Annotated in this window: 28 protein-coding genes and 1 pseudogene; 2 read left to right on the top strand and 27 right to left on the bottom strand. The window is 65.9% G+C overall.

Features of this window, described 5'->3' with window-relative positions; genetic code table 11:
* Positions 1-144: 144 nt before the first annotated feature.
* From AC3WMR_RS22010 to petA, 3 genes are all read right to left on the bottom strand, one after another.
* Entirely contained in the window at positions 145-996 is an 852-nt protein-coding gene (locus AC3WMR_RS22010; RefSeq protein ID WP_025139952.1) for a cytochrome c1, read from the bottom strand.
* A 24-nt stretch (positions 997-1,020) separates the two neighbouring features.
* Entirely contained in the window at positions 1,021-2,409 is a 1,389-nt protein-coding gene (locus AC3WMR_RS22015) for a cytochrome b (RefSeq protein WP_025139951.1), read from the bottom strand.
* A 74-nt stretch (positions 2,410-2,483) separates the two neighbouring features.
* A complete protein-coding gene (gene petA, locus AC3WMR_RS22020; RefSeq protein ID WP_492264942.1) occupies positions 2,484-3,125 on the bottom strand; it encodes a ubiquinol-cytochrome c reductase iron-sulfur subunit in 642 nt (213 codons plus the stop codon).
* Positions 3,126-3,265: 140 nt separating this feature from the next.
* Here petA and mscL point away from each other — a divergent pair, with 140 nt between their 5' ends.
* Positions 3,266-3,715: a large conductance mechanosensitive channel protein MscL gene (gene mscL, locus AC3WMR_RS22025; protein WP_025139949.1), complete on the top strand. Its 450-nt coding sequence runs from the start codon at positions 3,266-3,268 to the stop codon at positions 3,713-3,715.
* A 69-nt stretch (positions 3,716-3,784) separates the two neighbouring features.
* Here the strand turns inward: mscL and AC3WMR_RS22030 are convergent, their stop codons facing one another.
* Complete coding sequence (locus tag AC3WMR_RS22030) at positions 3,785-4,561, bottom strand: Nif3-like dinuclear metal center hexameric protein (RefSeq protein WP_492264943.1); 777 nt, start codon at positions 4,559-4,561, stop codon at positions 3,785-3,787.
* 19 nt (positions 4,562-4,580) lie between these two features.
* Here AC3WMR_RS22030 and AC3WMR_RS22035 point away from each other — a divergent pair, with 19 nt between their 5' ends.
* Positions 4,581-5,735: a trypsin-like peptidase domain-containing protein gene (locus AC3WMR_RS22035; protein ID WP_492264944.1), complete on the top strand. Its 1,155-nt coding sequence runs from the start codon at positions 4,581-4,583 to the stop codon at positions 5,733-5,735.
* A gap of 120 nt (positions 5,736-5,855) precedes the next feature.
* On the opposite strand, the gene AC3WMR_RS22040 is transcribed toward AC3WMR_RS22035, so the two are convergent.
* From AC3WMR_RS22040 to AC3WMR_RS22150, 23 genes and pseudogenes are all read right to left on the bottom strand, one after another.
* A complete protein-coding gene (locus AC3WMR_RS22040) occupies positions 5,856-6,293 on the bottom strand; it encodes a helix-turn-helix domain-containing protein (protein ID WP_492264945.1) in 438 nt (145 codons plus the stop codon).
* Positions 6,294-6,415: 122 nt separating this feature from the next.
* On the bottom strand, positions 6,416-7,207 hold the full coding sequence (tatC, locus tag AC3WMR_RS22045) for a twin-arginine translocase subunit TatC (RefSeq protein ID WP_025139945.1): 792 nt from the start codon (positions 7,205-7,207) through the stop codon (positions 6,416-6,418).
* Between the two features lie 218 nt (positions 7,208-7,425).
* Positions 7,426-7,902, bottom strand: a pseudogene (gene tatB, locus AC3WMR_RS22050) (Sec-independent protein translocase protein TatB); the annotation flags it as partial.
* Positions 7,903-7,974: 72 nt separating this feature from the next.
* Complete coding sequence (tatA, locus tag AC3WMR_RS22055) at positions 7,975-8,202, bottom strand: Sec-independent protein translocase subunit TatA (RefSeq protein WP_492264946.1); 228 nt, start codon at positions 8,200-8,202, stop codon at positions 7,975-7,977.
* A 14-nt stretch (positions 8,203-8,216) separates the two neighbouring features.
* Positions 8,217-8,585, bottom strand: a complete 369-nt coding sequence (locus AC3WMR_RS22060) for a histidine triad nucleotide-binding protein (protein ID WP_492264947.1) — start codon at positions 8,583-8,585, stop codon at positions 8,217-8,219.
* A 16-nt stretch (positions 8,586-8,601) separates the two neighbouring features.
* Positions 8,602-8,952, bottom strand: a complete 351-nt coding sequence (locus AC3WMR_RS22065) for a phosphoribosyl-ATP diphosphatase (protein WP_025139941.1) — start codon at positions 8,950-8,952, stop codon at positions 8,602-8,604.
* Positions 8,949-9,353, bottom strand: a complete 405-nt coding sequence (gene hisI, locus AC3WMR_RS22070; protein WP_492264948.1) for a phosphoribosyl-AMP cyclohydrolase — start codon at positions 9,351-9,353, stop codon at positions 8,949-8,951. Before hisI ends, AC3WMR_RS22065 begins: the two co-directional genes overlap by 4 nt.
* A gap of 2 nt (positions 9,354-9,355) precedes the next feature.
* Complete coding sequence (hisF, locus tag AC3WMR_RS22075) at positions 9,356-10,174, bottom strand: imidazole glycerol phosphate synthase subunit HisF (RefSeq protein ID WP_492264949.1); 819 nt, start codon at positions 10,172-10,174, stop codon at positions 9,356-9,358.
* Positions 10,171-10,911, bottom strand: a complete 741-nt coding sequence (gene hisA, locus AC3WMR_RS22080) for a 1-(5-phosphoribosyl)-5-[(5-phosphoribosylamino)methylideneamino]imidazole-4-carboxamide isomerase (RefSeq protein WP_025139938.1) — start codon at positions 10,909-10,911, stop codon at positions 10,171-10,173. Before hisA ends, hisF begins: the two co-directional genes overlap by 4 nt.
* Before the next feature lie 56 nt (positions 10,912-10,967).
* Positions 10,968-11,666, bottom strand: coding sequence for an imidazole glycerol phosphate synthase subunit HisH (gene hisH, locus AC3WMR_RS22085; protein ID WP_492264950.1), 699 nt, complete (start codon positions 11,664-11,666; stop codon positions 10,968-10,970).
* Between the two features lie 37 nt (positions 11,667-11,703).
* Positions 11,704-12,291, bottom strand: a complete 588-nt coding sequence (gene hisB, locus AC3WMR_RS22090) for an imidazoleglycerol-phosphate dehydratase HisB (RefSeq protein ID WP_006388056.1) — start codon at positions 12,289-12,291, stop codon at positions 11,704-11,706.
* Positions 12,292-12,303: 12 nt separating this feature from the next.
* Entirely contained in the window at positions 12,304-13,395 is a 1,092-nt protein-coding gene (gene hisC / locus AC3WMR_RS22095) for a histidinol-phosphate transaminase (RefSeq protein WP_492264951.1), read from the bottom strand.
* Positions 13,392-14,696, bottom strand: coding sequence for a histidinol dehydrogenase (hisD, locus tag AC3WMR_RS22100; protein WP_492264952.1), 1,305 nt, complete (start codon positions 14,694-14,696; stop codon positions 13,392-13,394). The genes hisC and hisD overlap by 4 nt, the downstream gene beginning before the upstream one ends.
* A gap of 55 nt (positions 14,697-14,751) precedes the next feature.
* The gene (gene hisG / locus AC3WMR_RS22105) at positions 14,752-15,426 is read right to left on the bottom strand and encodes an ATP phosphoribosyltransferase (protein WP_025139933.1); all 675 of its coding nucleotides are present in this window, start codon (positions 15,424-15,426) and stop codon (positions 14,752-14,754) included.
* The gene (murA, locus tag AC3WMR_RS22110; protein ID WP_492264953.1) at positions 15,423-16,691 is read right to left on the bottom strand and encodes a UDP-N-acetylglucosamine 1-carboxyvinyltransferase; all 1,269 of its coding nucleotides are present in this window, start codon (positions 16,689-16,691) and stop codon (positions 15,423-15,425) included. The genes hisG and murA overlap by 4 nt, the downstream gene beginning before the upstream one ends.
* 2 nt (positions 16,692-16,693) lie before the next feature.
* Positions 16,694-16,939 (bottom strand): BolA family protein, encoded by a 246-nt coding sequence (locus AC3WMR_RS22115; RefSeq protein WP_025139931.1) that lies wholly within the window; start codon positions 16,937-16,939, stop codon positions 16,694-16,696.
* A gap of 5 nt (positions 16,940-16,944) precedes the next feature.
* Positions 16,945-17,757: an ABC transporter permease gene (locus tag AC3WMR_RS22120; RefSeq protein ID WP_006392336.1), complete on the bottom strand. Its 813-nt coding sequence runs from the start codon at positions 17,755-17,757 to the stop codon at positions 16,945-16,947.
* The gene (locus AC3WMR_RS22125; protein ID WP_025139930.1) at positions 17,754-18,557 is read right to left on the bottom strand and encodes an ABC transporter ATP-binding protein; all 804 of its coding nucleotides are present in this window, start codon (positions 18,555-18,557) and stop codon (positions 17,754-17,756) included. The genes AC3WMR_RS22120 and AC3WMR_RS22125 overlap by 4 nt, the downstream gene beginning before the upstream one ends.
* 173 nt (positions 18,558-18,730) lie before the next feature.
* Positions 18,731-19,360 carry an MlaC/ttg2D family ABC transporter substrate-binding protein gene (locus tag AC3WMR_RS22130; RefSeq protein ID WP_492264954.1) on the bottom strand — a complete coding sequence of 210 codons (630 nt, stop codon included), beginning with the start codon at positions 19,358-19,360 and terminating at the stop codon, positions 18,731-18,733.
* A 37-nt stretch (positions 19,361-19,397) separates the two neighbouring features.
* A complete protein-coding gene (locus AC3WMR_RS22135) occupies positions 19,398-20,207 on the bottom strand; it encodes an MlaA family lipoprotein (protein ID WP_492264955.1) in 810 nt (269 codons plus the stop codon).
* 84 nt (positions 20,208-20,291) lie between these two features.
* Positions 20,292-20,792, bottom strand: a complete 501-nt coding sequence (mlaD, locus tag AC3WMR_RS22140) for an outer membrane lipid asymmetry maintenance protein MlaD (protein WP_025139927.1) — start codon at positions 20,790-20,792, stop codon at positions 20,292-20,294.
* A gap of 12 nt (positions 20,793-20,804) precedes the next feature.
* Positions 20,805-21,593: a lipid asymmetry maintenance ABC transporter permease subunit MlaE gene (mlaE, locus tag AC3WMR_RS22145; RefSeq protein ID WP_025139926.1), complete on the bottom strand. Its 789-nt coding sequence runs from the start codon at positions 21,591-21,593 to the stop codon at positions 20,805-20,807.
* The gene (locus AC3WMR_RS22150; RefSeq protein WP_025139925.1) at positions 21,590-22,426 is read right to left on the bottom strand and encodes an ABC transporter ATP-binding protein; all 837 of its coding nucleotides are present in this window, start codon (positions 22,424-22,426) and stop codon (positions 21,590-21,592) included. Before AC3WMR_RS22150 ends, mlaE begins: the two co-directional genes overlap by 4 nt.
* Between the last annotated feature and the right edge of the window lie 18 nt (positions 22,427-22,444).

The following is a 22,444-nucleotide window of genomic DNA, read 5'->3' on the forward strand; positions in this document are numbered from 1 at the left end:
AGTCCTTTATGAAAAACGAAAGGCCAGCGCCTTAATCTAGCAGGCGCTGGCCCCGATTGCCAGGCGGGGATAGGCGTACAGCCCTATCCGCCGCTTCCGGCTCCGATATTGGGGACGGAAGTTGTGCCTGGCGGGGCGTTGCGGTTAGCGCACGTGTTTCCAGTAAGAGGCGTTCAAACGCCACATCACCAGGAAAAACAACAGCAGGAACAACATGACACCGACGCCGAGCTTGACGCGGAATGTCTGGACGGGCTCGGCCATCCAGGACATGAACGCGGTCAGGTCAGCGACGTCGTTGTCGTATGTTGCGACTTGGGCCGGGTTGGCGGCCTTAAATTTGGCATCGAAGGTGGCATGGCCGTGGTATTTGTCTACCGGTTCGGCCTTGACCGTGGAAAAACCTTGAGCATCGTACACCGTCGTGACCCGTTCCCAGGTATTCGGGGTGCCTTCCTTGCCCTCGACCTCGTGCATGGCGACGGTGGTCAGCTCGCGCGGACCCTGCCGTTCCCAGAGGGCGTGGGGCATGCCGACCGACGGAAACACCAGGTTGTTCCAGCCCGTGGCGCGCGACGTGTCGCGGTAGAACGTGCGCAGGTAGGTGTAGATGTAGTCTGAACCCGAGGGGCCGGCGTTGACGGATTTGGCACGGGCGATCACGGACAGGTCCGGGGGCGTCGTGCCAAACCACTTCTTGGCGTCCTTGGGCGTCATGGCGATATTCATCATATCGCCCACCTTTTCGCCGGTGAACAGCAGGCTTTCCTTGATTTGCTGGTCGGTCAGCCCGATGTCCTTGAGCTTGTTGTAGCGCATCGATGACGCGCTATGGCAGTTCAGACAGTAGTTGACGAACAGCTTGGCGCCGTTCTGCAGCGACGCGACGTCGTTGACGCGGTAAGGCGCCTTGTCCAGCGGAAAGCCGCCTTCAGCGGCGTAAGTGGCGGTACACGTGAGCATCAAGGCCACGGCACCAATCAGCTTCTTGATCATGGTTAGTCCGTTATTCTCGTGGGCTCAGTGGGCGTGGAACGTGACGCGGTCGGGCACTTTCTTGAAGGTGCCCAGGCGGCTCCAGACCGGCATCAGGAAGAAAAATGCCAGGTACAGCAGCGTGCCGATCTGCGACGTGATGTTCAACGGCGGGCTGGGCGGCTGCGTACCGATGTAGCCGAGCACCAGGAAGTTGACCATGAAGATGCCGTAGATCCACTTGTGCCAGGTGGGGCGGTAGCGGATCGACTTGACCGGAGAATGGTCCAGCCACGGCAGGAAGAACAGGATGACCACCGTGCCGCCCATGGCGACCACGCCCCAGAACTTGGCATCGATGGCGCGCAGCAGCACGGCCACGATGATCAGGATCGCGGGGATGGCGATGCGCATGAAGCCCTTCAGGTTGCTCTTGACGAGCAGCGCGATGGCGCCCAGCACCGAAGCGCCGGCCAGGACCCACGTGAATTCATCGGTGGTGGCGCGCAGCATCGAGTAGAACGGGGTGAAATACCAGACCGGGGCGATGTGCGGCGGCGTCTTCAGCGAGTCGGCAGGGATGAAGTTGTTGAACTCGAGGAAGTACCCGCCCATTTCCGGCGCGAAGAACACGATGAAGGCAAAGACGAGCAGGAACCCCGCAACGCCGACCAGGTCGTGCACCGTGTAGAACGGGTGGAACGGGATACCGTCTTTGGGCCGGCCGTACTTGTCTTTCGGGCCTTCCTTGATCTCGATGCCGTCCGGGTTGTTCGAGCCGACTTCGTGCAGCGCCACCAGGTGAGCGGCCACCAGGCCCACCAGCACCAGCGGAATGGCGATGACGTGGAAGGCGAAGAAGCGGTTCAGCGTGGCGTCGGACACGACGTAGTCGCCGCGGATCCAGATCGACAGCTCGGGGCCGATGAACGGGATGGCCGCGAACAGGTTCACGATCACCTGTGCGCCCCAGTAGGACATCTGGCCCCACGGCAGGAGGTAGCCGAAGAAGGCTTCGGCCATCAGACAGAGGAAGATCGCGACGCCGAAGATCCACACCAGTTCACGCGGCTTGCGGTACGAACCGTAGAGCAGCCCGCGCAGCATGTGCAGGTAGACGACGACGAAGAACATCGACGCGCCGGTGGAATGCATGTAGCGCACCAGCCAGCCCCACGGGACCTCGCGCATGATGTATTCGACGGATTGGAACGCGCGTTCGGCGTCCGGCTTGTAATGCATGACCAGGAAAATGCCGGTCACGATCTGCAGCACCAGCACCAGTAGCGCCAGTGAGCCAAAGAAATACCAGAAGTTGAAGTTCTTCGGTGCGTAGTACTCGGACAGATGGGCTTTCCAGGTGGAAGTCACCGGGAAGCGCCGGTCCAGCCAGCCCAACAGGCCTGTCGTCTCGACGGTTTTCTCGCCAGCCATGTAACGGCTCCTTCTCTAATACGTGGCGTATTTGTTTTACTTACGTAATTCGGGAAAAAAGCGCGACGCGAGCGTCAGGCCTTGTTGTCTTCATCAACGCCCACGATGATGCGGGTGTCGGTGAGATACTGGTACGGCGGAACTTCGAGATTATCGGGAGCAGGCTTGTTCTTGTAGACCCGGCCAGCCAGGTCGAACGTGGAGCCGTGGCACGGACAGAGGAATCCGCCTTGCCATGAGGCGCCCATGCCGCCACCGCCACCTGTCTCGAAGTGCGCGGTGGGCGAGCAGCCCAGATGAGTACAGATACCGACACAGACGAAGATTTCGGGCTTGCGCGACCGGCCTTCGTTTTCGGCGTATTTGGGGGTGAACCCGGCGCGTTTGGAGTCAGGGTCCGCCAGGAGGGCGTCCTGGCTTTTGAGGCCGGCGAGCTGCTCGGGAGAGCGGTGGATGATCCAGACAGGTTTTCCGCGCCATTCCACCGTTTTCATTGTGCCGATGGGAATGTCGCCGATGTCGACTTCGACAGGGGCTCCGGCGGCGCGGGCTTTTTCGGAGGGGGAAAACGTGCTTACTAGGGGTATTGCCGTTGCGACACCTGCTACGCCACCCACAGCACAGGCGGTGGTAACCCAGAAACGTCGCGAAGGATCAGGTGGCAGGTTGGGATCAACCGCACCGTCATCGTCATGCACCAGCGTATCCTGACTCATCTTCCTATCCTTGTTGATGCGCCCGCTCTACGAGTAGCATCACTTCTGCGGCATCGGGTTCGCGGGAATGTGTAACAACATAGCAACCGCGTATTATAGCGCCAGCCCACTGGCGGGCGTATCACGAATGGAGTGCTTTTATGAGCAAAGCGACTGGTTTCGTCAAAGAATTCCGAGATTTCGCGGTTAAAGGTAATGCGGTTGACTTGGCGGTCGGTGTGATCATCGGCGCAGCATTCGGCAGGATTGTCGATTCGCTGGTCAAGGACATCGTCATGCCATTGGTCAATTTCGTGCTTGGCGGGTCTGTCGATTTCTCGAACAAGTTCCTGGTGCTGTCGATGCCTGCGGGATACAACGGGCCGATGACTTATGCGGATCTGACGAAGGCGGGCGCGAACGTGTTCGCCTGGGGCAATTTCGTCACGATTATCATCAACTTCGTGTTGCTGGCGTTTGTGATTTTCTGGATGGTGAAGGCGATCTACAAGGCTCGCACGAAGGCCGAGGAAGCGCCGGCCGCGCCGGCTGCGACGCCCGAGGATGTGGCGCTGCTGCGCGAGATCCGGGATCTGCTCAAGCGGCCGTAAAGACAAGGCGCCCTGCGGGGCGCTTTCTTTTGAATGTCGCTATCGGGGCGCTGCGGCGCCCCGCTACCTTTAGACCGGGTTATCCAGGTCGACAAAGTCGACCTGGATGCCGAAGCGGTCGGCGACGGCTTGGCCCAGGGCCTGGACGCCGTAGCGTTCAGTGGCGTGGTGGCCGGCGCCGATGAAGGCGACGCCGGTTTCCTGGGCGAGGTGGAAGGTGGATTCCGAGGCTTCGCCGGTGATGTAGGCGGTGGCGCCGGCGTCGATGGCGTCGGCGAGCATGCCTTGGGCGCCGCCGGTGCACCAGGCGATGCGGGCCAGGGGCTGGTCGGGGTTGCCGACGACGAGGGGCTGGCGGCCCAGGCGTTGCTGGACGCGGGCGGCAAGGTCGCCCAGGGTGGGCAGGTCGGGGGCGGTGCCCAGCCAGACAAGGTTGTCGGCGCCACAGGTGCGGGGCGTGCCGTCGTCGCGGCGTTCGGGGGCAAGGCCCAGGATGCGTGCGAGTTGGGCGTTGTTGCCCAGCGTGGGGTGGGCGTCCAGGGGCAGGTGGTAAGCGTAGAGGTTCAGGTCGTTTTTCAGGGCCAGAGCCATGCGGGTGCGGCGGGTGCCGATGACGCGGCGGTCTTCGTTGCGCCACATCCAGCCGTGGTGGACGAGCACGGCGTCGGCGCCGCGTTCGACGGCGATGCGCAGCAGGGCTTCGCTGGCGGTGACACCGGTGATAATGTGTCCGACTTCGGAACGGCCTTCCACCTGCAGCCCGTTGGGGCAGTAGTCCTTGAAACGGGGGGCTTGCAGGGTGTTGTCCAGCCAGTTGGCCAGGACGTGGGAGTCCACTTTACTCATTGCTAGTCCTATCAGAAACATGCGCCGATATTGGCTGATATTCGCTCAGGCCGTCACGGTCTGCCTGGGTATTCTATTCGTGGTGACCACTTTGCGGCCCGATCTGCTGCGGCTGGGCGGACCGGCAGTGTCGCCGCCCGCGCCCGCGCAGGCGGTGAGTGCGCGGCCGTTGGCTGGAGCGGTGTCGTATGCGGACGGGGTGGCGCGCGCCGCACCGTCGGTGGTGAATGTGTACACGACCAAGCACGTGAATGTGCCGTTGGTGCCGCTGCCGGACGACCCGATCCTGCGCCAGTTGTTCGGGCAGGTGCCGGGGGTGAGCCGGCGCCAGCCTAGCACCAGCCTGGGGTCGGGGGTGGTGGTGAACCACGATGGCTTCGTGCTGACGAACTATCACGTGGTGCAGGCGGCGGACGCGATCGAGGTGGCGTTGGCCGATGGGCGCAAGGATACGGCGAAGGTGGTGGGCGCCGACCCGGACACGGATCTGGCGGTGCTGAAGCTGGCGACGCTGCGCAATCTGCCGGCGGCAACGCTGGCGCCGGATCGCGGCCTGCGGGTGGGCGATGTGGTGCTGGCGATCGGCAATCCGTTTGGCGTGGGGCAGACGACCACGCAAGGCATCGTGTCGGCGTTGGGGCGCAACGGGCTGGGCCTGAACACGTACGAGAATTTCATTCAGACGGACGCGGCGATCAATCCAGGCAATTCGGGCGGCGCGCTGGTGGATGCGCAGGGCAACCTGGTGGGCATCAATACGGCGATCTATTCGGAATCGGGCGGATCGCTGGGCATCGGCTTTGCCACGCCGATCGATATCGCGCGCAAGGTGATGGACGAGATCGTCAAGACGGGCGGCGTGAAGCGCGGTTGGCTGGGCGTGGAACCGCAGGACCTGACGGCGGAACTGGCGCGGGCATTCCAGATGGATGCGAACGCGCGCGGGGTGATCATCGCGGGCGTGATGCGCGACGGTCCGGCCGCCAAGGGCGGGCTGCGGGTGGGCGACATTGTGCAGACGGTGAACGGCAAGCCGATGATGGATACGTCGGGGCTCTTGGCCGAGATTGCGCAGCTGCCGCCGGGGCAGCGCGCCACGCTGGGCGTATTGCGCGGCGGCAAGGCGACCGACGTGGCGGTGGTGGTGGGCACGCGCCCTGGGCTGCCGCGCTAGCGGGCGCGAGTGGCAAGCGCAGGCCTGACGTTGGGCTTGGGGCTGTTGATCTGCGGTGGCCGCTGGCAGGGGGTGTGTGGTTCGGTGGCCGGGCCGTGGGGCGCGGTGCGTCGCCCCTGCTCATGACATACCTCGGGTGATGCCCGCGCGTCGCAAAGGCCGCTGCGCCTTGGTGGCCCGGCTTGTGCCCGGGTCTTCGAGCATCAGGCGCACGACTTTCAGTATTTTCCTTTGGGTGGTTTCTGGCTGACGGCGCAGCAGTGCGCAGATTTCGCTGCAGCAGCCGGCCGTCACGTTTTCGGCCGCCGCAGCATCAGGCGCGGCCGGCGTGGCGCCAGGCACCGCGGGACTGGCCACGCCGTCGGTCAGCCAGGGCACGTGGGTGTCCAGTGCCTGGGCCAGCCGCAGCAAGGTGCCGCGGGTGGGCGAGTAGCGCTCTTCGCGAGTGAGGATGCGGTGGATGCAGGACTGCGGCACGCCGGAAAGGCGCGCCAATTGGTTCTGGCTTTTGATGCCGCGACGCCGCATCAGGGCGCGCAGCCGAAGGGCGAGCGACATGGTTGCAATGTAGGATTGCAGCCGGCTTCCAACAAGCGGAAACGGTCCGCTTGTTGAGTCGCTTTGGCAGGAATTGGATGCCGGGGGCGCGGGGCCCCCGGTGTCATCGCGAAGGCGCCGGCTTAGTGGCGCTCGGTCAGCGAGCCGTCGGCCGGAGCGTCTTCGGCGCCTGGCTTGGGAGTGACCATGCGCGCGCAGATCAACCCGATTTCATACAGCAGGCATAGCGGCACGGCCAGCATGAACTGGCTGACCACGTCGGGCGGCGTGACGACGGCGGCGATGATGAAGGCGCCGACGACCACGTAGCCGCGCGCGCTCTTGAGCTTGGACAGCTCGACCACGCCCATGCGCACCAGCAGCACGACGGCCACGGGAACTTCGAAGGTGATGCCGAAGGCCATGAACATCGTCATGACGAAGCTGAGGTAGGCCTCGATGTCAGGCGCCGGGGTGATGGACTGCGGGGCGAAGGTGGCGATGAAGTGAAAGACCGTGCGGAACACCACGAAATAGCAGAACGCCATGCCCGCGATGAAGAGCAGCGTGCTGGAGATGATCAGCGGCAGCGCCAGGCGCTTCTCGTGCTTGTACAGGCCGGGCGCGACGAAAGCCCAGGCCTGGTACAGGACCACGGGCAGCGCCACGATGAAGGCGGCCATCATGGTGACCTTGACCGGCACCATGAAGGGCGTGATGACGCCGGTGGCGATCATGCGGGTGCCTTGCGGCAGCGAGGCCAGCATGGGCTGGGCCAGCACGTCGTAGATGGCCGAGGCGCCGGGGTAGATGAACAGGATGATGAACACGACCACCACGGCGGCGACGGCGCGCAGCAGACGGGTACGCAGTTCGACCAGGTGGGAGATGAAGCTTTCCTGCTGGCCGTCTTCTTGGGAGGCGTCCTGGGTCACGTTGTCGTTCCGGAGGGCGTGGCGGGCTTGGCCGGGGGGGTGTCGCTAGCGGCGGGCGAACCCGCGGCGGGCGATCCCGCGGCGGGCGCGCTGGGCGCCTGGGCGAGTTGCGGGGCGGGCGCGGGTGGAGCAGCCGGCACGGGGGCGGGCGTATCCAGATCCAGGCTCAGGTTCGGGCTGGGCGGCGCGATGGTGCGCGGCGCGTCGGGGGCGGCAGGCGACCCTGCGGCAGGCGACCCTGCGGCAGGCGAACCCGTGGCAGGTGCATCAGCCGTCGTCGCAACGTTGGCCGAGGGCGTCGTGGCGGGTTGGCCGGCCAGCGGTTGCATCAGGGGTTCGGCGGGGGCAGCGGCAGCGTCGGTGGCTGCAACGGCGGCCGGCTTGCCGCTGGCTTCGCGAGCAACCTCGTCAAGCTCGGCGCGGAATTGCTGGACGGGTTCTTGCAGCGCGGCGTGGGTGTCGTTCAGCGACTGCTGCACGCCTTGGGCGGCGTCTTCCATTTCGCTTTTGAACTTGCGCAGTTCGTCCAGCTCGATTTCGCGCTGGATATCGGATTTCACGTCGTTGACGTAACGCTGCGCGCGGCCCAGCAGGTGGCCGACCGTGCGGGCGACCTTGGGCAGGCGTTCGGGGCCGATGACGATCAGCGCGACGACGCCGATCACCATCAGTTCAGTGAGGCTGACATCAAACATTCGACGGCCGCTCGGGAATTGAGGCTATGAGGGCCGGCCGGTTCAGGCCGGGCCCGGGGGGCGAGCAGGCGCTCAGGGGTTGGACTTTTCCTTGGCCTGCACATCGATGGTTTCGCCGGCCACGCGTTGTTGCGCGATCGGTTCGGCGGGTTTGTCGCCGTTGGCGTCTTTCATGCCTTCCTTGAAGCCCTTGACGGCGCCGCCGAGGTCGGAACCGATGTTGCGCAGTTTCTTGGTGCCGAAAATCAGCGCCACGATGACCAGAACGACCAACCAATGCCAAATGCTAAAGCTACCCATGACGGTTCTCCGTATTACGCGGTGGGGGCCACGCGCCCTTTCCAGGGTCGCGAGCCGCCGATGATGTGGAAATGCAGATGCGGGACTTCCTGGCCGCCTTCGACGCCAGAGTTGATCATGATGCGAAATCCGCCATCAGGGCCCGGACGGCATCCGTTTTCAGCGGCAAGCCGCGGCGCCAACGACATCATTCTACCCAACCAACCTGCGTCCTCACCCGTAATATCCTGCATGGATGTGACATGACGTCGAGGGATGAGCAGCAAATGCACCGGCGCGGCCGGATTGATATCGTGGAATGCAACAAAGTCCTCGTCCTCGTAGACCTTCCTGGACGGGATTTCGCCAGCGGCGATCTTGCAGAAAAGACAGTTGGCGCTCATTTTTGCGGGTTCCGTGTCAGTCTTGGGGACGGCTGGCCTTCTCGGCCAGGCCCGACAGGCCCTCGCGGCGGGCCAGTTCGGCCAGCACGTCGTCGGGGCGCAGGTTGAAGTGCGTCAGCGCGACCAGGCAGTGAAACCACAGGTCGGCGGTTTCGCTGACGATGCGGTCGGGCACGCCGTCCTTGGCGGCCATGACCAGTTCGGTGGCCTCTTCGCCGATCTTCTTGAGAAAGGCGTCAGGGCCCTTGGACAGCAGCTTGGCCGCGTACGACGCCTTGGGATCGCCGCCGTTTTCGGGGCGGCGGGTCTCCAGGGTGTCGGCGATGCGGGCCAGGACGTCGTGGGCGCTAAGGGGCGTATCGGTCATTTGTAGATCAGTTCGGGGTCTTTCAGCACCGGGTCGACGGTGACCCAGGCGGCCTGGTCGGTCTGCCCTTCCAGGCGGCGATAGAAGCAGCTGGCGCGGCCGGTGTGGCAGGCGATGCCGCCTTCCTGGTGCACCTTGAGCAGCACCACGTCGCCATCGCAGTCCAGGCGCAATTCATGCACCTGCTGCACGTGGCCCGATTCTTCGCCCTTGCGCCACAGGCGCTGGCGCGAACGCGACCAGTACACCGCGCGGCCGGTGGCGGCCGTTTCGGCGAGCGATTCGCGGTTCATCCAGGCAAACATCATGATCTGGCCGTTGTCGGCGTCCTGCGCGATGGCGGGGATCAGGCCGTTTTCGTCGAAGACGACGTCGGCCATCCAGCTGGGTTCGTTGCTCATTTCTATAACCTCACTGCAATGCCTTGCTCGGCCATGAAGCGCTTGCATTCGCCGACCGTGTGCTGGCCGAAGTGGAAAATGCTGGCGGCCAGCACGGCGCTGGCCCGGCCGGTGGTGACGCCGTCGGCCAGGTGTTGCAGGTTGCCGACGCCGCCGGAGGCGATGACGGGTACCGGCACGGCGTCCGAGACGGTGCGCGTCAGTTCCAGGTCGAAGCCCGACTTGGTGCCGTCGCGGTCCATGCTGGTGAGCAGGATTTCGCCGGCGCCATAGGCGGCCATGCGGCGCGCCCAGGCCACGGCGTCCAGCCCGGTGGCCTTGCGGCCGCCGTGGGTGAAGACTTCCCAGCGCGGGGCTTCGCCGGGAGCGGATACCCGGCGTGCGTCGATGGCGACCACCACGCATTGCGAGCCGTGGTAATCGGACGCGGCGCGCACCAGGTCCGGGTTGGCCACGGCGGCGCTGTTGATGCTGATCTTGTCGGCGCCGGCATTGAGCAGGCGCTGGATATCGGACACCTGGCGCACGCCGCCGCCCACGGTCAGCGGAATGAAGACCTGCGAGGCCACCTGCTCGATGATGGGCAGGATCAGGTCGCGGCCGTCGCTGGTGGCGGTGATGTCCAGGAACGTGAGTTCGTCGGCGCCCTGCTCGTTGTAGCGGCGGGCGATCTCGACGGGGTCGCCCGCATCGAGCAGGTTGACGAAATTGACACCCTTGACGACCCGGCCGGCGGTGACGTCAAGGCAAGGGATGATGCGGCGGGTCAGCGCGCTCTGGGCGGGCGCGCCGGCCTCGGGGGACCTGCTGGGAGTGGTCATTTTGCCAATTCGTCGGCGCGGGCCTGGGCCGCTTGGAAGTCGAGCGTGCCTTCGTAGATGCTGCGGCCCAGGATGGCGCCTTCGACGCCCTCTTCCTCGACGGCGCACAGCGCTTCGATGTCCTGGATGCCGGCGATGCCGCCCGAGGCGTACACGGGGATGCGCACGTGCTGCGCCAGGCGCACGGTGGCTTCGACGTTCACGCCCGACAGCATGCCGTCACGGCCGATGTCGGTGTAGATGATGGCTTCGCAGCCGTAGTCTTCGAACTTCTTGGCCAGGTCGAGCACGTCGTGGCGGGTCAGCTTGCTCCAGCCGTCGGTGGCGATCTTGCCGTCGCGGGCGTCCAGGCCGACGATGATCTGGCCCGGGAAGGCGCCGCAGGCGTCCTGCAGGAAGCCCGGGTTCTTGACCGCGGCGGTGCCGATGATGACGTACGAAATGCCGGCGTCGAGGTAGCGTTCGATGGTGTCGAGATCGCGGATGCCGCCGCCGATCTGGACGGGGATGTCGTCGCCGACGGCGTCCAGGATGGCCTTGATGGGCGCTTCGTTCTTGGGCTTGCCGGCGACGGCGCCGTTCAGGTCGACCAGATGCAGGCGGCGGGCGCCTTGCTCGAGCCAGCGGGTGGCCATGGAAGCGGGGTCTTCGGAGAACACCGTTGCATCGTCCAGGTCGCCCTGGCGCAGACGCACGCAGCGTCCGTCTTTGAGATCGATGGCGGGGATCAGCAGCATGGTGGGCAGCGGGAAAATATAGGTTGAATGGTCTGGAACGCGTGGGCCGAAGCGGCCTACGGCTGCCAGTCTACAAAATTGCGATACAGGCGCAAACCGTGCTCGGCGCTCTTTTCCGGGTGGAACTGCACCGCGAAAATGTTAGCTGCCGCCACCGCGCAGGTAAAGGCAACGCCGTAATCGGTTTCACCGACGGTCAGGCTTGCATCGACCGGGTCGGCGTAATAACTATGGACGAAATAGAAATGCGTGTCGTCCGGAATGCCGTCCCAGATAGGGTGAGAGCGCGTCTGGCGGACTTTGTTCCATCCCATGTGCGGGACTTTGAGGCGTTCGGGGCGGCCGTCGACCCGGCCCGCGGCGCCGGTGTCGGCCAGGCAGGCTTCGTCGTCGGCCGGAACCGGGTCGGCAAAGCGCGGGCCCGAGAAGCGGCGCACCACGCCGGGGAACAGCCCCAGGCACGACGTGCCGCCCTCTTCGCTGGCGTCGAACAGCATCTGTTCGCCGACGCAGACGCCCAGCAGCGGCTTGCTGCGCGCGGCTTTGACGACCGCTTCGCGCAGGCCGGATTCATTCAGGGTACGCATGCAGTCCGCCATGGCGCCCTGCCCGGGAAAGACGACGCGGTCGGCCGCGTCGATGTCCTGGGGCTGGCTGCAGATGCGGATGTCCGCGTCGGGGGCGGCGTACTTGAGCGCGCGCGCGACGGAGTGGAAGTTGCCCATTCCGTAGTCGACGATGGCGATAGTGGTCACTTCGATTTACCTGGTGCGTGGCGGAAGGTCGCGGCGGTTACAGCACGCCCTTGGTGGAGGGCACGACGTCGCCCATGCGGGGGTCGACTTCGATGGCCATGCGCAGCGCGCGGCCACAGGCCTTGAATACCGTTTCGCACTGGTGGTGTGCGTTGGTGCCGCGCAGGTTGTCGATGTGCAGCGTGATCAGGGCATGGTTGACCAGGCCCTGGAAGAATTCGCGGGTCAGGTCGACGTCGAAGGCGCCGATGTGCGAACGCGTGAAGGGGATGTGATATTCCAGGCCGGGACGGCCGGAGAAGTCGACCACCACGCGCGACAGCGCTTCGTCCAGCGGCACGTAGGCGTGGCCGTAGCGGCGCAGGCCGGCCTTGGTGCCCACCGCCTTGGCGATGGCCATGCCCAGGGTGATGCCCACGTCTTCCACCGTGTGATGCGCATCGATGTGCAGGTCGCCCTCGGCCTTGATGTCGAGGTCGATCAGGCCGTGGCGTGCGATCTGGTCCAGCATGTGGTCCAGGAAGGGCACGCCCGTGTCGATCGTCTGCTTGCCGGTGCCATCGAGGTTGATGGCCACGCGGATGCGGGTTTCGTTGGTGTTGCGGGTGATCTCTGCGGTACGCATGTCAGAACTCGATTAGGCACTCAGGATGTCTTGCAGTGCCGATAGCAAAGCGGCGTTCTCGGCCGGGGTGCCCACCGAGATGCGGAGGCAGTCGGCCAGGAGCGGATGGGCGTTGGAGAAGTTACGAACCAATATTTTGCGCGTTTTCAGGGCAAGATGCACGGCGTTGCCGTCCAGCTTGCCGGAAAAGCGGGCGAGTACGAAGTTGGCAGCGGAAGGGAATACCCTGACGCCCGGCAATGCGGCCAGGGCGGCGGCCAGCGGTTCGCGGTCGGCGCGCAGGCGGGCGGCCTGTTCGTCCAGCACCGGCTTGTGGCGTAGCACGGTCAGCACCGCGGCCTGGGTCAGCACGTCCAGGTTGTACGGCGGGCGCACCTTGTTGAGTTGGGCGATCCAGTCAGGGTGGCCCGCCAGGTAGCCAAAGCGCAGGCCCGCCAGGCCGATCTTGGAGACCGTGCGCATCACCACCACGTTGGGCGCGGCCAGCACCTGGGGCATCCAGCTGCGGTCCGTGAAGGGCTGGTAGGCCTCGTCCACCACCACCAGGCCCGGGGCCGCGGCGATGATGGCGGCGATGTCCGCGTCGGACCAGGCGCCGCCGGTGGGGTTGTTGGGTACGGCCAGGAACACCACCTTGGGCTGGTGCTCGCGAATGGCGGCCAGCATCGCGGAAATATCCAGGGACAGATCGTCTTCCAGCGGCACGCCGACGAAGCGGGCGTGATCGAAGCGGGCCGCCATGTCGAAATAGACGAACGACGGCCAGGGCGACAGCACCACGTCGCCCGGATTGCAGCAGGCCTGCACCGCGATGTGGATGAGTTCGTCCGAGCCGTTGCCGAACAGCACGTCGGCGTCGGCTGGCACGCCGAACGCTGTCTTGACCGCCTGCTGCAGCTCGGACAGGTCGGCGGCCGGATAGCGGTTCAGCGGCGTGTCGCGCAGCACGCGGGCCAGGTCGTCGCGAACCGCCTCGGGCAGCTCGTACGGGCATTCCATGGCGTCCAGCTTGATGCAGCCGTCGGCATGCGCCACCGGGTAAGCGGCCAGCGCCAGGATGTCGGGCCGGACCGTGCCGGCGATGCGGCCGGCGACGGCGCTCATGGCTTGTCGATCCGGTACTGGGCGCTGGCGGCGTGGGCCTGCAGACCTTCGCCCAGCGCCAGTTCGGCGGCGATGCGGCCCAACGTCTGGGCGCCCTGGTGCGAGACCTGGATCAGGCTGGAGCGTTTCTGGAAGTCGTAGACGCCCAGCGGCGACGAGAAGCGGGCCGTACGCGAGGTGGGCAGCACGTGGTTCGGGCCGGCGCAGTAGTCGCCCAGGGCTTCCGAGCTGAAACGGCCCATGAAGATCGCGCCAGCGTGGCGGATCTTGGCGGTCCAGGTTTCGGGCTGCTCGGTGGAGATTTCCAAGTGCTCGGGGGCGATGTCGTTGGCGATGCGGCAGGCTTCGTCCAGGTCGCGAACCTGGATCAGCGCGCCGCGGTTGGCCAGGCTGACGCGCAGGATGTCGGCGCGCGGCATGGTGGGCAACAGGCGCGCGATGGCGGCCTCGACCTCGGCGATGAAGGCGGCGTCCGGGCACAGCAGGATGGACTGGGCCAGTTCGTCGTGTTCGGCCTGCGAGAACAGGTCCATGGCGATCCAGTCGGCCGGCGTCTTGCCGTCGCAGATGACCAGGATTTCGCTGGGGCCGGCGATCATGTCGATGCCGACCACGCCGAACACGCGGCGCTTGGCGGCGGCCACGTAGGCGTTGCCGGGGCCGACGATCTTGTCCACGGCGGGCACGGTGGCGGTGCCGTAGGCCAGCGCGCCCACGGCCTGCGCGCCGCCGATGGCGAACACGCGGTCGACGCCGCCGATGGCGGCCGCGGCCAGCACGATGGGGTTGCGCACGCCGTCGGGCGTGGGCGTGACCATGATCAGTTCTTCGACGCCGGCCACCTTGGCCGGAATGGCGTTCATCAGCACCGACGACGGGTAGGCCGCCTTGCCGCCCGGCACGTACAGGCCGACGCGGTCCAGCGGCGTGACCTGCTGGCCCAGCATCGTGCCTTCGGCATCGGTGTAGGTCCAGGTCTCGGCGCGTTGGCGCTCGTGGTAGCTGCGCACGCGTTCGGCGGCGGCTTCCAGCGCATGGCGCTGGGCCGCCGGCAGTGCGGCCAGGGCGGCGTGCCATTCGGCCTTGGGAATTTCGAGCGTGGCCGCCGAGGCGCCGGGCATGCGGTCAAAGCGCTGGGTGTATTCCACCAGCGCCGCGTCGCCGCGGGTACGCACGTCGGCCAGGATGCTGGCGGCGGCGCGGTCGATGGATTCGTCTTCGGTGGCCTCGAAGGCCAGCAGCTTGGACAGGGCGGATTGGAATCCGGGATCGCGGGAATCGAGACGGTTGATCAGGGCCATGGCGTCATGGTTCAAGCAAAGGAGCGGCCGCCGCGCGGGGCGCGGCGGGCGGGAGTCAGGCGTTGCGGGTGGCGGCTCTTGCGAAGGCATCCAGCAGCGGCTGCAGGCGGTCGCCGCGGGTTTTCAGGGCGGCCTGGTTGACGATCAGGCGCGATGAGATCGGCATGATGTCTTCGACGGCGACCAGGTCGTTGGCGCGCAACGTGCCGCCGGTGGAGACCAGGTCCACGATGCAGTCGGCCAAGCCTACCAGCGGCGCCAGTTCCATCGAACCATACAGCTTGATGATGTCGACGTACACACCCTTGGACGCAAAGTGTTCACGGGCTGACTGCACGTACTTGGTGGCCACGCGCAGCCGCGCGCCCTGGTGCACCGCGGCCTGGTAGTCGAAACCGTTGCGCACGGCCACGGCCAGGCGGCACTTGGCGATGTTCAGGTCGATGGGCTGGTACAGGCCGCCGGGCTGTTCCGCGGCATGCTCGATCAGCACGTCCTTGCCGGCGATGCCCAGGTCGGCCGCGCCGTACTGCACGTACGTCGGCACGTCGGAGGCGCGCACGATGATCAGGCGCAGGCCGGGATCGCTGGTGGGCAGGATCAGCTTGCGCGAGCTTTCGGGGTTCTCGGGCACTTCGATGCCGGCTTCCGCCAGCAACGGCATGGTTTCTTCGAAGATTCGCCCCTTGGACAAAGCCAGGGTCAGGGGCGCGAGTTGGGCATTGCTCATGCCGATTCCTTGCCGGTTGCGCGTTGAATGTTGGCGCCCAGGGCGCGCAGCTTGACTTCCATGCGGTCGTAGCCGCGGTCCAGGTGATAGATGCGGTCGACCACGGTTTCGCCGTCGGCGGCCAGGCCGGCAATGACCAGGCTGGCCGAGGCCCGCAGGTCGGTCGCCATGACCGTGGCGCCCGACAGGCGCTTGATGCCGCGCACGACGGCGGTATGGCCGTCGATGTCGATGTCGGCGCCCATGCGGCGCAGTTCCTGCACGTGCATGTAGCGGTTTTCGAAGATGTTCTCGACGATGACGCTGGTGCCGTCGGCGACGGTGTTCAGGGTCATGAGCTGGGCCTGCATGTCGGTGGCGAAACCTGGGTACTCGTGGGTGCGGAACCCCACGGCCTTGGGCCGCGTGGACATGGCGCCGCGAATCCAGTCGGGGCCGGTTTCGATGGTCAGGCCGGCCTCGACCAGCTTGTCCAGCGTGGCGCCCAGGATGCTTGCGTCGGCGTTCTTGAGCAGGATGTCGCCACCGGCCGCGCCGACGGCGCACAGGAAGGTGCCGGCTTCGATGCGGTCGGAAATGACGCGGTGCTCGGCGCCGTGCAGGCGCTCGACGCCCTCGATCACGATGCGGTCGGTGCCGTGGCCCTGGATGCGGGCACCCATCTTGATGAGCAGCTCGGCCAGGTCCACCACCTCGGGCTCGCGGGCGGCGTTTTCCAGCACGGTGCGGCCTTCGGCCAGCACGGCGGCCATCAGCAGGTTCTCGGTGCCGGTGACGGTGACCATGTCGGTGCGGATGGAGGCGCCCTTCAGGCGCTTGGCGCGCGCCACCACGAAGCCATGTTCGATGCTGATTTCAGCGCCCAGCGCGGCCAGGCCCTTGATGTGCTGGTCCACCGGCCGTTGGCCGATGGTGCAGCCGCCCGGCAGGCTGACGCGGGCTTCGCCGAAGCGCGCCACCAGCGGACCCAGCACCAGGATGGACGCGCGCATGGTCTTGACCAGGTCGTACGGCGCTTCCAGGCTGTCGACGCGGTCGGCCTGCAGCGTGACCATGCCGTCGGTGGCGCGTTCGGCGCGCACACCCATGCGGCCCAGCAGGCGCAGCATGGTGGCCGTGTCGTTCAGGTGCGGTACGTTGGACAGGGACAGCGGGTCGGCCGTCAGCAGGCCGGCGCACAGGATCGGCAGGGCCGAGTTCTTGGCGCCGGAAATGGTGATTTCGCCGTGCAGTTGCGCGCCGCCGGTAATACGTAGCTTGTCCATGGTCACTTGCCCGCCTGGGTGTACTCGCCAGGGGTCAGCGTGCGCATCGACAGGGCGTGGATCTCGGCTTTCATGCGGTCACCCAGGGCGGCGTAGACCAGTTGGTGGCGCTGGATCAGGCGCTTGCCTTCGAAAGCGGCGCTGACGATGACCGCGTCGAAATGCGAGCCGTCGCCTTGCACGTCGAGATGTTCACAGGGCAGGCCGTCCGCGATGTATTGGCGGACTTGCGCGGGAGTGGGAAGCATGGACGTCAGTTCCTGAGTTTGTAGCCGCTGGCCAGAAGCCGCAGCGCATAGATCGACAGTGCGAGGAACACCCCCGTCACCACCGCCAGGCTGCGCCAGGGGGAGACGTCCGACACCGAGAAGAATCCGTAACGGAAGCCGTCGATGGTGTAGAAAATGGGGTTCCAGTGGGACACGCCCTGCCAGAAGGCGGGGAGCGTATGGATGGAATAGAACACGCCGGACAGGAAGGTGGCCGGCATGATCAGGAAGTTCTGGAAGGCCGCGAGCTGGTCGAATTTCTCGGACCACAGGCCGGCGATCAGGCCCAGCACGCCCATGATGCCGCAAGCCAGCACGGCAAACACCAGCAGCCACAGCGGGTTGGCGGGCACCAGCGACACGAAGAACAGCGCCACGACCCACACGCACAGGCCCACCGCCAGGCCGCGCACCACGGCCGCCAGTACGTAGGCGGCGAAGATGTCGCGGTGCGACAGCGGCGGCAGCAGCATGAACACCAGGTTGCCGGTGATGCGGCTCTGGATCAGTGACGAGGACGGGTTGGCGAAGGCGTTCTGCAGCATGCTCATCATCATGAGCCCGGGGATCAGGAACGCGGTGTAGGGCACGCTGCCGTACACCATGACGCGCCCTTCCAGCACGTGGGCGAACACCAGCAGGTACAGCAGCGCGGTGATGACGGGCGCGGCGATGGTCTGGAAGCTGACCTTCCAGAAGCGCAGCAATTCCTTGCGCAGCAGGGTCGGAAAGCCCGACCCCGCATCCAGGCGGGGTTGCACCAGCGGCTGGCTGGCGTTGGCGGCGGGCTGCGTCATTGGGACATCTCTTCGGGTTGCGGGGCGGGCTTGTCGTCCTGGTGCATGATGCGCACGAAGGCGTCTTCGAGGTCGACGCCACCGACGCGCGCCAGCAGCGCCTGGGTGGTGTCCAGCGCCACGATGCGGCCACCCTTGAGCATGGCGATGCGGCCGCACAGGGCTTCCGCTTCTTCCAGGTAGTGGGTGGTGAGCATGATGGTGTGGCCGGCCTTGTTCAGGCGCGAGATGAATTCCCACAGCGTGCGGCGCAGATCGACGTCCACGCCCGCGGTGGGCTCGTCCAGCACGATCACCGGTGGGCGGTGCACCAGCGCCTGCGCCACCAGCACGCGGCGCTTCATGCCGCCGGATAGCGCCCGCATGTTCGAATTGGCCTTGTCGGCCAGCCCGAGATTGAAGAGGATTTCGTCGATCCAGTCATCGTTCTTGCGCAGGCCGAAATAACCCGACTGGATGCGCAGCGTTTCGCGCACCGTGAAGAACGGGTCGTAGACCAGCTCTTGTGGCACCACGCCCAGGGCCCGCCGTGCCGACTTGTAGTCGGCCACGACGTCGTACCCACAGACGGTGGCTCGGCCGGCGCTGGCGTGCGCCAATCCGGCCAGGATGGAAATCAGGGTGGTCTTGCCCGCGCCGTTGGGGCCGAGCAGGCCGAAGAACTCGCCGTGCTCGATGTTCAGGCTGACGTTGTCGAGCGCCTGGAAGCCGGCCCCAGGCGCGCGGCCGGTGAGCTTGCCCCAGCCGCTACGGCGCGGCGAGTAGATTTTGGAGACGTTCTCTAGACTAACGGCAGACATGACGGCGGGGAGGTTGCCCGGAAAAGAGCGAATTGATCATTATATAAGCGGCCCGCCTTGCGGCACGCTGATAGCCCCGGCGACCGTAGGGCATGAGCTGTAATGTGTCCCCAAAATAACAGGCCCGGCGGGCCGCAAGGGCGCGCCGGGCCGGCAGGCAACCGGACAGGACGTTACTGGTTGCGCTGGTTCAGGGCCTGGATCAGGCCGTCAATGCCGTTCTGGTTGATCTGCTGGGCGAACTGATTGCGGTAGTTCTCGATCAGCCAGATGCCTTCGACGTTCATGTCGTAGATTTTCCAGCCCTGGGGCGTTTTTTCCAGGCGGTAGTCCACGCCGGTCGGCTGACCGTTGGCCTGGCTGATGAGCGTGCGCACGACCACGTCGTCGGCCTTGGCGTCGCCGCGGAACGGCAACGCCGTGACCTTGGTGCTGGACGTGACGCGGGTCAGCGCGCCGCTGTACGTGCGCACCAGCGTGCCGCGGAAGGCATCGGCCAGGGCCTTTTTCTGGGCGTCGCTGGCCTGGCGCCAGTAGCGGCCGGCGGCCAGGCGCGTGGTCTTCTGGAAGTTGACGTAGGGCAGGATGTGCTCGTTGACGACCTGGTTGATGCGGGTGGTATTGCCCGCCTTGATCGCGCCGTCGGCCTTCAGGACGTCCAGGGCTTCATTGGCCACGCCCAGCACGAACTGGTCGGGCGCACCGTTGGCGTCGGGTTGCGCCTGCACGGCGGCGGATGCCGCCAGGCCCAGCAGGCCGGCCAAGGCCAGGCGCTGGAGCAGGGAAAAGAAAGAAAACCGCATGGAAACTCCTTGCTGTACTGAAACGCAATCCAACAGCTTACTTGGTTGCGGGCATCGGTGCAGGCGCGGCGGCGCCCTTGTCCTTGGTGGTGGGGGCGTCGCCCTCGTCGTCTTCGTAGTTGGGCAGGCTGGATTCGTCGTCCACGCGCTGGCCGTTGACCATGGCGGCACGGCGTTGCAGGTAGGCGTCGCGAATGAAGCTGTAGGGGTCGAGCGCGACGCGGTCGATGGTGTCGGTGGCGCTCAGCAGGCTGGCGCGGGTATCAACCACTTCCAGGCCCCACAGCGAGTTGCGCAGCGGCACGTTGTCGATGGCGCTCACGCCCATGTAGCCGTACTGGCGGCCTTGCCAGTCGCCGATCAGGCCGACGCCGTCGCGCACGCTGGACGAGCCGAAGAACGGCAGCACCAGGTACGGACCCTGGCCCAGTCCCCACACGCCCAGCGTGGTGCCGAAGTCGTTCGGGATCTTGCGGGCGCCGTTGGCCGAGGCGACGTCGAAGCAGCCGCCCACGCCCATGGTGGTGTTGAACAGGAAGCGGCCCAGCGTGTTGACGAAGTCGTGGCCACGGCCTTGCAGGAAGCTGTTGGTGCCCGACCAGAGGTCGCCGACGTTGCTGAAGATGTTGTGGACACAGCTGCGCACCGGTTGCGGCGTGACGTAGGTGTAGGCCTGCGCCACCGGCTTGAAGACGGCGCGGTCGACGGTGTCGTTGAACTTGTAGACACCGCGGTTGAAGCCTTCCCAGGGGTCGCGCGGGTCCGGATGCTGCGGGGCGGCGCAACCCGCCATCAGCGCGCCGGCGGCGGCCACGGTGGCGATACGGGAAAGAGCTTTCGTGTTCATGATCAGGGCATCCCTATCAGCAGAGTTCTATTCTTATTGCAGCGCATGCCTCGCGCGGCGATGGCCGCACGCGACGGATGGTCTTTAATTCGGGGCTTTCGCTTCAGGGGCGGCGGCCGCATTCGAGCCTTCTTTCTCGGCCGAGCCGTACAGGAACTTGCTGATCAGCTGTTCCAGCACGACGGCGCTTTGGGTATAGCGGATTTTTCCGCCATCGGCAAAGTTGTCTTCTTCGCTGCCCGGGGTCAAGCCCAGGTACTGTTCGCCCAGCAGGCCGGACGTGAGGATGGCCGCGGACGAGTCCTTGGGGAACTGGTAGGCCGTTTCCAGGTTGATCGCCACGACGGCCTGGAAGGTCTTGTCGTCGAAGGAAATCTTGGCAATCCGGCCGACCACCACGCCCGCGCTTTTCACGGGCGCGCGGACCTTGAGGCCGCCTACGTTATCGAAATTGGCCGTGAGCGTATAGGTGGGGGCAAAAGAAAAGGTGCTCAAGTTGCCGGCGCGCAACGCCAGGAACGCCAGCGCGGCCGCGCCCAGCAATACGAACAGGCCTACCCAGAAGTCGGTTTTTTCGCGTGACATGATCGATCCGTATCAGTTTCCAAACATCAAGGCAGTAAGCAGGAAGTCCAGCCCCAGCACCGCCAGCGAGCCCACCACGACCGTGCGGGTGGTGGCGCGGGCGACGCCTTCGGGAGTGGGTTTGGCCTGCCAGCCTTCGTAAAGCGCAACCAGCGTCACCGTGACGCCGAACACCAGGCTTTTGAGGACGCCGTTCAGGACGTCGTTCCAGACATCGACGCCGCCCTGCATCTGCGACCAGAAGGCGCCTGCGTCAACGCCAATCATCAGGACGCCCACGACCCAGCCGCCCAGGATGCCGACCATGGAGAACACGGCGGCCAGGATCGGCATGGCGATGATGCCGCCCCACAGGCGCGGCACCAGGACGCGCCGCACGGGGTCGACCGCCATGACTTCCATGGCGGATAGTTGTTCACCGGCCTTCATCAGGCCGATTTCAGCGGTGAGCGAGGTGCCGGCCCGGCCGGCGAACAGCAGCGCCGTGACCACGGGGCCCAGCTCGCGCACCAGCGATAGCGCGACCAGCAGGCCCAGCGATTCCGAGGCGCCATAGCGGTTCAGCGTGTAGTAGCCCTGCAGGCCCAGCACGAAACCCACGAACATGCCGGAGACGGCAATGATCAGCAGCGAGTAGTTGCCGATGAAATGGACCTGCTGCGACACCAGCCGGGGACGCGACAGCGCGATGCCGCTGCGCGCCAGCATGGCGCCGAAGAAACGGGTGAAGCCGCCGATGCCGGTGATGCGGTTGCGCAGCCAGCCGCCCAGCGCGCCGATGGCGTTGTTCGATGCGTTCATGCGCGGCGCCCTTGTTGTTGCGACAGCCATTTCTGGAAAGCCGGCGTCTCGGGGTACTGGAACGCGACCGGGCCGTCGGGTTCGCCTTTCAGGAATTGCTGCACGTAGGGGTCTTGCGAGGCCGACAGGCTCTCGGGGCTGCCGGCGGCCTTGAGTTCGCCCTGCCCCACCAGGTAGACCTGGTCGGCGATGGCGAAGGATTCGTGCACGTCGTGGGTGATCAGCACCGAGGCGCAGCCCAGGCGGTCGGCCAGGCTGCGGATCAGGCGGGCGGTGATGCCCAGCGAGATCGGGTCCAGCCCGGCGAAGGGCTCGTCGTACAGGATGAGTTCGGGTTCGAGCACCACCGCGCGGGCCAGCGCCACTCGGCGGGCCATGCCGCCAGACACCTCGGCCACCTTCAGGTGGGCCGCGGCGCGCAGGCCCACGGCATCGAGCTTGTCCAGCACGCGTTCGGTGATGTCGGATTCGGTCAACCGCGTGTGCTCGCGTAGCGGAAACGCCACGTTTTCGAAGACATTCAGGTCGGTGAACAGCGCGCCTTGCTGGAACAGCACCCCCATGCGCTTGCGCAGGGCTTGCAGTTCGGCGGGCGTGGCGCGGGCGATGTCCTGGCCGAAGGCCAGTACCGTGCCTTCCTTGGCCACGAGCTGTCCGGTGGCGGCACGCAGCAGGGTCGTCTTGCCGGAACCGGAGCCGCCCATGATGGCGACCACCTGGCCCGGGCGCGCTTCCATGGAAATGTCGCGCAGGACGGTGAAATCACCGTAGCCGAGCGCCACGCCTTGCAGGTGCAGGGCAAATTCCGGGGGGCTGCTGGTTTGAGCGGGCATGGGCAACGAACGGGTGTT

The organism is Achromobacter sp. FW305-C-28 (assembly GCF_058783235.1).

Bases quoted from the DNA above. Each gene is read 5' to 3' on its own strand.
- AC3WMR_RS22010 (WP_025139952.1), bottom strand. From the start codon at position 996: ATGATCAAGAAGCTGATTGGTGCCGTGGCCTTGATGCTCACGTGTACC.
- hisG (WP_025139933.1), bottom strand. From the start codon at position 15,426: ATGAGCAATGCCCAACTCGCGCCCCTGACCCTGGCTTTGTCCAAGGGG.
- petA (WP_492264942.1), bottom strand. From the start codon at position 3,125: ATGAGTCAGGATACGCTGGTGCATGACGATGACGGTGCGGTTGATCCC.
- AC3WMR_RS22130 (WP_492264954.1), bottom strand. From the start codon at position 19,360: ATGCGGTTTTCTTTCTTTTCCCTGCTCCAGCGCCTGGCCTTGGCCGGC.
- AC3WMR_RS22040 (WP_492264945.1), bottom strand. From the start codon at position 6,293: ATGTCGCTCGCCCTTCGGCTGCGCGCCCTGATGCGGCGTCGCGGCATC.
- tatA (WP_492264946.1), bottom strand. From the start codon at position 8,202: ATGGGTAGCTTTAGCATTTGGCATTGGTTGGTCGTTCTGGTCATCGTG.
- AC3WMR_RS22115 (WP_025139931.1), bottom strand. From the start codon at position 16,939: ATGCTTCCCACTCCCGCGCAAGTCCGCCAATACATCGCGGACGGCCTG.
- AC3WMR_RS22030 (WP_492264943.1), bottom strand. From the start codon at position 4,561: ATGAGTAAAGTGGACTCCCACGTCCTGGCCAACTGGCTGGACAACACC.
- mscL (WP_025139949.1), top strand. From the start codon at position 3,266: ATGAGCAAAGCGACTGGTTTCGTCAAAGAATTCCGAGATTTCGCGGTT.
- AC3WMR_RS22150 (WP_025139925.1), bottom strand. From the start codon at position 22,426: ATGCCCGCTCAAACCAGCAGCCCCCCGGAATTTGCCCTGCACCTGCAA.
- AC3WMR_RS22120 (WP_006392336.1), bottom strand. From the start codon at position 17,757: ATGACGCAGCCCGCCGCCAACGCCAGCCAGCCGCTGGTGCAACCCCGC.
- AC3WMR_RS22035 (WP_492264944.1), top strand. From the start codon at position 4,581: ATGCGCCGATATTGGCTGATATTCGCTCAGGCCGTCACGGTCTGCCTG.
- mlaE (WP_025139926.1), bottom strand. From the start codon at position 21,593: ATGAACGCATCGAACAACGCCATCGGCGCGCTGGGCGGCTGGCTGCGC.
- hisA (WP_025139938.1), bottom strand. From the start codon at position 10,911: ATGCTGCTGATCCCCGCCATCGATCTCAAAGACGGACGCTGCGTGCGT.
- murA (WP_492264953.1), bottom strand. From the start codon at position 16,691: ATGGACAAGCTACGTATTACCGGCGGCGCGCAACTGCACGGCGAAATC.
- hisB (WP_006388056.1), bottom strand. From the start codon at position 12,291: ATGCGTACCGCAGAGATCACCCGCAACACCAACGAAACCCGCATCCGC.
- AC3WMR_RS22065 (WP_025139941.1), bottom strand. From the start codon at position 8,952: ATGACCGATACGCCCCTTAGCGCCCACGACGTCCTGGCCCGCATCGCC.
- mlaD (WP_025139927.1), bottom strand. From the start codon at position 20,792: ATGTCACGCGAAAAAACCGACTTCTGGGTAGGCCTGTTCGTATTGCTG.
- AC3WMR_RS22135 (WP_492264955.1), bottom strand. From the start codon at position 20,207: ATGAACACGAAAGCTCTTTCCCGTATCGCCACCGTGGCCGCCGCCGGC.
- hisC (WP_492264951.1), bottom strand. From the start codon at position 13,395: ATGAGCGCCGTCGCCGGCCGCATCGCCGGCACGGTCCGGCCCGACATC.
- hisI (WP_492264948.1), bottom strand. From the start codon at position 9,353: ATGAGCAACGAACCCAGCTGGATGGCCGACGTCGTCTTCGACGAAAAC.
- hisD (WP_492264952.1), bottom strand. From the start codon at position 14,696: ATGGCCCTGATCAACCGTCTCGATTCCCGCGATCCCGGATTCCAATCC.
- AC3WMR_RS22060 (WP_492264947.1), bottom strand. From the start codon at position 8,585: ATGAGCGCCAACTGTCTTTTCTGCAAGATCGCCGCTGGCGAAATCCCG.
- hisF (WP_492264949.1), bottom strand. From the start codon at position 10,174: ATGACCACTCCCAGCAGGTCCCCCGAGGCCGGCGCGCCCGCCCAGAGC.
- AC3WMR_RS22015 (WP_025139951.1), bottom strand. From the start codon at position 2,409: ATGGCTGGCGAGAAAACCGTCGAGACGACAGGCCTGTTGGGCTGGCTG.
- AC3WMR_RS22125 (WP_025139930.1), bottom strand. From the start codon at position 18,557: ATGTCTGCCGTTAGTCTAGAGAACGTCTCCAAAATCTACTCGCCGCGC.